Origin of the sequence: Devosia sp. (genome assembly GCF_017307565.1) — a bacterium.
Lineage (GTDB): Bacteria > Pseudomonadota > Alphaproteobacteria > Rhizobiales > Devosiaceae > Devosia.
In genome coordinates this window covers 1-4,695 of sequence record NZ_JAFKHD010000041.1, presented here as the reverse complement: position 1 = coordinate 4,695, position 4,695 = coordinate 1, and the positions used below count along the sequence as shown (strand labels likewise).

Here is a 4,695-nt window from a genome sequence, read left to right as displayed (position 1 = left end):
ACGAAGTGAAAGGTCACGAAGATTGTGGCGAGCACGATGCCCGGCACGGCAAAGAGGATCTCGATATTGTAGGATCGCAGCCACGGCCCGAGTACGCTGCCCGAACCGAAGAGCAGCACATAGACGAGGCCCGAAATCACCGGCGACACCGAAAACGGCAGGTCGATCAGGGTGGTCAGGAACGCCTTGCCCTTGAACTCGAACTTGGCGATCGCCCAGGAGGCGGCAATGCCGAAAACCACGTTGAGGGGCACGGCAATAGCGGCAACCAGGAGCGTCAACCTGATGGCCGACTGCGCGTCCGGCTGCTGCAGCGACTGGAAATAGGCGCCGATACCCTGGCGCAGGGCTTCCGAAAACACCGCCGCTACCGGCAGGACAAGAAACAGCGCCATGAACAGCAGGCCCGAGAGGATCAGGGCCCAACGGACCCAGGTGGGCTCGTTTGTCGGCGAGGTCGGCCGACGCGCCTTAGCTGCCATAACCATATCTCCGGCGGCTCCAGGCCTGAATGAGGTTGATGACGAACAGCATCACGAAGGAGATGGCCAGCATCACTGTGGCGATCACCGCCGCCCCGGCATAGTTGAACTCTTCAAGACGGACGACGATCAGCAGTGGCGCGATTTCCGAAACGAAGGGAATATTGCCGGCAATGAAGATCACCGAGCCGTATTCCCCCACCGCCCGCGCAAAGGCGAGCGCAAAGCCGGTCATGATGGCCGGAGCGAGGCTCGGCAGCAGCACGCGCGAAATGGTCTGGAAGCGATTGGCGCCCAGCGTCGCCGACGCCTCTTCCACTTCCTTGCTCGTCTCTTCGAGAATCGGCTGGATGGTCCGGACGACAAAGGGCAGGCCGATGAAGATCATGGCGATAGTGATGCCAACCGGCGTGTAGGCGATGCGCCATCCCAGCTGCGCGGCAAACTGCCCGATAAAACCATTGGGGGCATAGATGGCGGTCAGCGCGATACCGGCCACTGCTGTGGGCAGGGCAAAGGGCAGATCCACCATGGCATCGAAAATGCGGCGGCCCGGAAAGCGGTAGCGCACCAGCACCCAGGCGATCAGCGTGCCGAACACCACATTGATGCCGGCCGCAATCAGGGCCGTCAGAAAGCTGGTGCGCAGTGAGGCGAGCACGCGCGCATCGAGCGCTGCGGCCCAGAACCCGTTCCAGCCAAGGCCCGCGGACCGCAGCACCAGCGCCACGAGCGGCACCAGAATGATCAGCGAGAAATAGGCGAGGGTGAAGCCAAAGGTCAGGCCAAAGCCTGGGATGACACTGGGCTGGCGAAAGCGGCCAAATCTCGTCATGTGGCCACCTCCTGAGCAAACATGGCGAAGCCGAGCACAACATACCCGGTCTGGTGCGTTTTTGGTCGGATCATGCAGGGGCCCAAATTTCCGCCTAACTCTAGCCAGAGAGTAGGGTTTCGCAAGGCGAGGCCCGGACAACATTCTATCGAAAGATAGAAATTCGTTCCACCAGTTTGGGGATGCGCCAAACTCGATTGCGTTTGGGCGCGAAGTCAGTGCGCGGCGAGCAAAGAGTTCGCTATTCCAGCGCATTGCAGGCGGATATCCGGAACCGCCTCGATTTCGAAATATCGGCCCCTGGTGAGCGGCCCCACCACCCGCACCCGCTGCGACACCCGCCCCTCGGCGGTGATCGCTGCGCAATTGGCATCGACATCGAGCCCGATATGCAGATCGTCGGGTCGTGCTGCGCCGGATTGCACCAATTGGCGGATCAGCGGATTGGCGCTCGCCCGCACGTCGACCGAAACGCCGCCACAATCGTAGACCCGCGCAACCTCGACCACTTCGTGGCGCTCGCTGCCCCGTGGGCGGATGGTTGCCCGCACGATATCGCCATGGCGTTCGATGCCGACGAATTCCCCGGCCACAAGGTTCACCTGTCCCGTCGCCACCGCGCGCGTCAGCCCCGCATGCAGGTCCGGCGGCAGGCGATGGCGGTGAATATTCCACCAGGGGCGCACGTGCCGTAAAAACTGTCGCTTCTCACGTAGCGGCCAGCTGCCCCAGAGGCGCTGATTGAAAGGCCTCAGCCCGTCAACAACGCTGCGCCAGTCGCCGCCTTTGGCCTCCACATCGCGCACGATGTCGCGGAACCAGCGCGTGAGATAGGTGAGGCTCGTACCGAAGGGAACATCGGCAGCATCAATGGCGAGGGGCGCCACATCCTTGTGCCCCTTGGGCAAGAGTCCGTTGCGGGAAACAACGGTAATGGGCCCGCGATGCTTTGCCTCGGCCAGCGACACCCAGGCGTCCACCATGCTCAGGCCAGAACCGAGGATCATCACCGCAGCATCGGGATCGAGCGGCGTATCGCGCTCGGATCCCGCCCGCACGGCAATGCCCCTGCCCCGCGCCGGCTGGGTCTCGTGCCCCACCGCCAGGGCGGCCCATTGCGTCACGATACTGGTGCCATTGGCGAGGATGGTCTCGACGCCATTGGGCGTTTCATGCAGGGCCACCGCCTCTTCGGCACGGACCAGCAGGCGCCCGCCAATATGCTCGCCCGCCTCGCGCAGGACATCTTCAAGATAGGAGCCATAGAGACGACGCGGCACAAAGGTCCAGGACGAGCCATGCCGCCCCGGCTCGCGCCGCTGCAGCCACCGCCAGAAATGTTCGGGATCATCCGCAAAGGCGCTCATGCCGCGTGCCGGCACATTCACCCGATGATTGCGGTCGAGCGCCGAATAGGCAAGTCCCTGACCAAAACGTCCCTGCCTCTCAAGGAGGGTCACGCGCAGGTCGGGATCGGCGCTGCGCAACAGATGGGCGGCGAGCAAGACGCCGCTTGCGCCACCCCCGATGATGACGATGGATTTTCCTGTCGAGCCGGCGGCGGTCATAATAACCCTCCCGGTTATGCGCTGCGCGCCGTCAATACCTGGCGCCAGGGCATGGCCCCGATTGCCTACGAGAATGCGCCCCGGCTAGTGCGGGGGCGCAGCCAAATGATCCGCCACGGACTGGGGCCCCTTGGGCCCGCGATCGGCGCGTTCGACCAACTGTCGGGCAAATTCATAGCCCTGATTCCAGCGCCCGAAACCGCTGGCCACATTGATGTGACCCGCATAGCCCAGATCGGTCAACGGTGTTTGCCAGCCCTGAGCCAGCTCCACCGCCTTTTCCAGCGTCATGTAGATGTCGTCGCGGCTCGCAACGACCATGGCCGGAAACGGCAGTGGCCCGGTGGGGATACGTCCGAAGTCATAGGTCCGCGCATGGAGGGTGGACGTACGCTCGATATCGGCTGGAGCCACAAGCAACGCGGCGCCCACGAGTGGCGCGACGGGGCTCGTCGCAAGCCGCGCTGTCAGCATGGTGCCAAGACTATGCGCAACGATAACAGCGCCCGGGTTGGCGATGACAGCCTGTTCAAGCCGATGCTGCCAGCGCCCCGCCTCGGGATTCGTCCAGTCGGACTGCTCGACCAGTTGCGCGTCTTCCCAGTCCTCAAGCCAATGGCGCTGCCAGTGTCCGTCACCCGAGCCGTTTAGACCGGGCACGACAAGGACAGGCCGCGTCATCTCTCGTCCACTCCGCCCCGCGAAGCGGCCCCATGATCATGAAAATCGGGCTCTGGAGCCTTGCCGGTCAGGTAGCCTGCTTCCAGTTCGAGCCGGCTCAGACTGTGATCTTCGGTCTTGCTCGGCAGGCCGCCGAAGAAGTTCGCCTTGGCCGGAGCCTCTTCCGCATTGTTCCGAGCCAGCGGACCGGGACCAAAAATTCCGAAGAAATGCACCATTTCTAACCTCCAAGTGTCGAATACAGCGTGGGCGGATAGGGAGCGCGCGGCCGGCCATTGACCGGCCGCGGCATGCTTACTGCGTGGCGCCGGTGTAGATCTGGTCGAAGACACCGCCGTCGCCGAAATATTTCGGCTGAGCTTCACGCCATCCGCCGAAATCCTCGATCGTCGCCAGGTTCAGCTTGCCGAAGCGAGCAATATCTTCTGGCGCCGCGGCTTCCGGGCGATAGGGGCGGTAGTAGTGCTTGGCAGCAATGGCCTGACCGACGTCCGAATAAAGATATTCGAGATAGCCCTCGGCGAGATCGAGGTTACCCTTCTTCTCGGCATTGCCCGGGACAAGCGCTACCGGCGGTTCGGCCAGGATCGAGAGGGATGGCGTCACAATATCGAAGGCGTCGGGACCAAGTTCCTCAAGGGCGAGATAGGCTTCGTTTTCCCAGGCGAGCAGCACGTCGCCGATGCCGCGCTGCACGAAGGTCGTGGTCGAGCCACGCGCACCGGTATCGAGCACCGGCACGTGCTTGAAGAGCTGCGTCACATATTCCTGCGCCTTGGCGTCATCGCCGCCATTGGCTTCGCGCGCCCAAGCCCAGGCAGCCAGGAAATTCCAGCGCGCACCACCCGACGTCTTCGGGTTCGGCGTGATCACCTCGACGCCATCGGCGACCAGATCACCCCAGTCCTTGATGCCCTTGGGATTGCCCTTGCGAACCAGGAACACGATGGTCGAGGTATAGGGAGCATTGTTGTTTTCGAGCGTACCGCGCCAGTTTTCTGGAATGAGTCCGGCATCGGCGATGGCATTGATATCGCTTTCGAGCGCCAGGGGGACGACGGCGGCTTCGGGCCCGTCGATGACGGTGCGCGCCTGCGAGCCGGAGCCGCCATGGGTCACCTGCGCGGCG

5 protein-coding genes and 1 pseudogene are annotated in these 4,695 nt (G+C 63.3%); all 6 read right to left on the bottom strand.

Annotated features, from left to right (window positions below):
- Positions 1–482, bottom strand: a pseudogene (gene cysW / locus J0I64_RS00720) (sulfate/thiosulfate ABC transporter permease CysW); the annotation flags it as partial.
- A complete protein-coding gene (cysT, locus tag J0I64_RS00715) occupies positions 472–1,317 on the bottom strand; it encodes a sulfate ABC transporter permease subunit CysT (RefSeq protein ID WP_291405449.1) in 846 nt (281 codons plus the stop codon). The pseudogene cysW and the gene cysT, both read right to left, overlap by 11 nt.
- A gap of 215 nt (positions 1,318–1,532) precedes the next feature.
- The gene (locus J0I64_RS00710) at positions 1,533–2,885 is read right to left on the bottom strand and encodes an FAD/NAD(P)-binding protein (RefSeq protein WP_291405447.1); all 1,353 of its coding nucleotides are present in this window, start codon (positions 2,883–2,885) and stop codon (positions 1,533–1,535) included.
- An 84-nt stretch (positions 2,886–2,969) separates the two neighbouring features.
- Positions 2,970–3,566 (bottom strand): alpha/beta hydrolase, encoded by a 597-nt coding sequence (locus tag J0I64_RS00705; protein WP_291405446.1) that lies wholly within the window; start codon positions 3,564–3,566, stop codon positions 2,970–2,972.
- Positions 3,563–3,784 carry a hypothetical protein gene (locus tag J0I64_RS00700; RefSeq protein WP_291405445.1) on the bottom strand — a complete coding sequence of 74 codons (222 nt, stop codon included), beginning with the start codon at positions 3,782–3,784 and terminating at the stop codon, positions 3,563–3,565. The genes J0I64_RS00705 and J0I64_RS00700 overlap by 4 nt, the downstream gene beginning before the upstream one ends.
- Before the next feature lie 76 nt (positions 3,785–3,860).
- On the bottom strand, positions 3,861–4,695 hold an 835-nt coding region (locus tag J0I64_RS00695), incomplete at its 5' end, for a sulfate ABC transporter substrate-binding protein (RefSeq protein ID WP_291405443.1).

Excerpts from the sequence above, each read along its gene's own strand:
- cysT (WP_291405449.1), bottom strand. The coding sequence starts at position 1,317 with ATGACGAGATTTGGCCGCTTTCGCCAGCCCAGTGTCATCCCAGGCTTT.
- J0I64_RS00700 (WP_291405445.1), bottom strand. The coding sequence starts at position 3,784 with ATGGTGCATTTCTTCGGAATTTTTGGTCCCGGTCCGCTGGCTCGGAAC.
- J0I64_RS00710 (WP_291405447.1), bottom strand. The coding sequence starts at position 2,885 with ATGACCGCCGCCGGCTCGACAGGAAAATCCATCGTCATCATCGGGGGT.
- J0I64_RS00705 (WP_291405446.1), bottom strand. The coding sequence starts at position 3,566 with ATGACGCGGCCTGTCCTTGTCGTGCCCGGTCTAAACGGCTCGGGTGAC.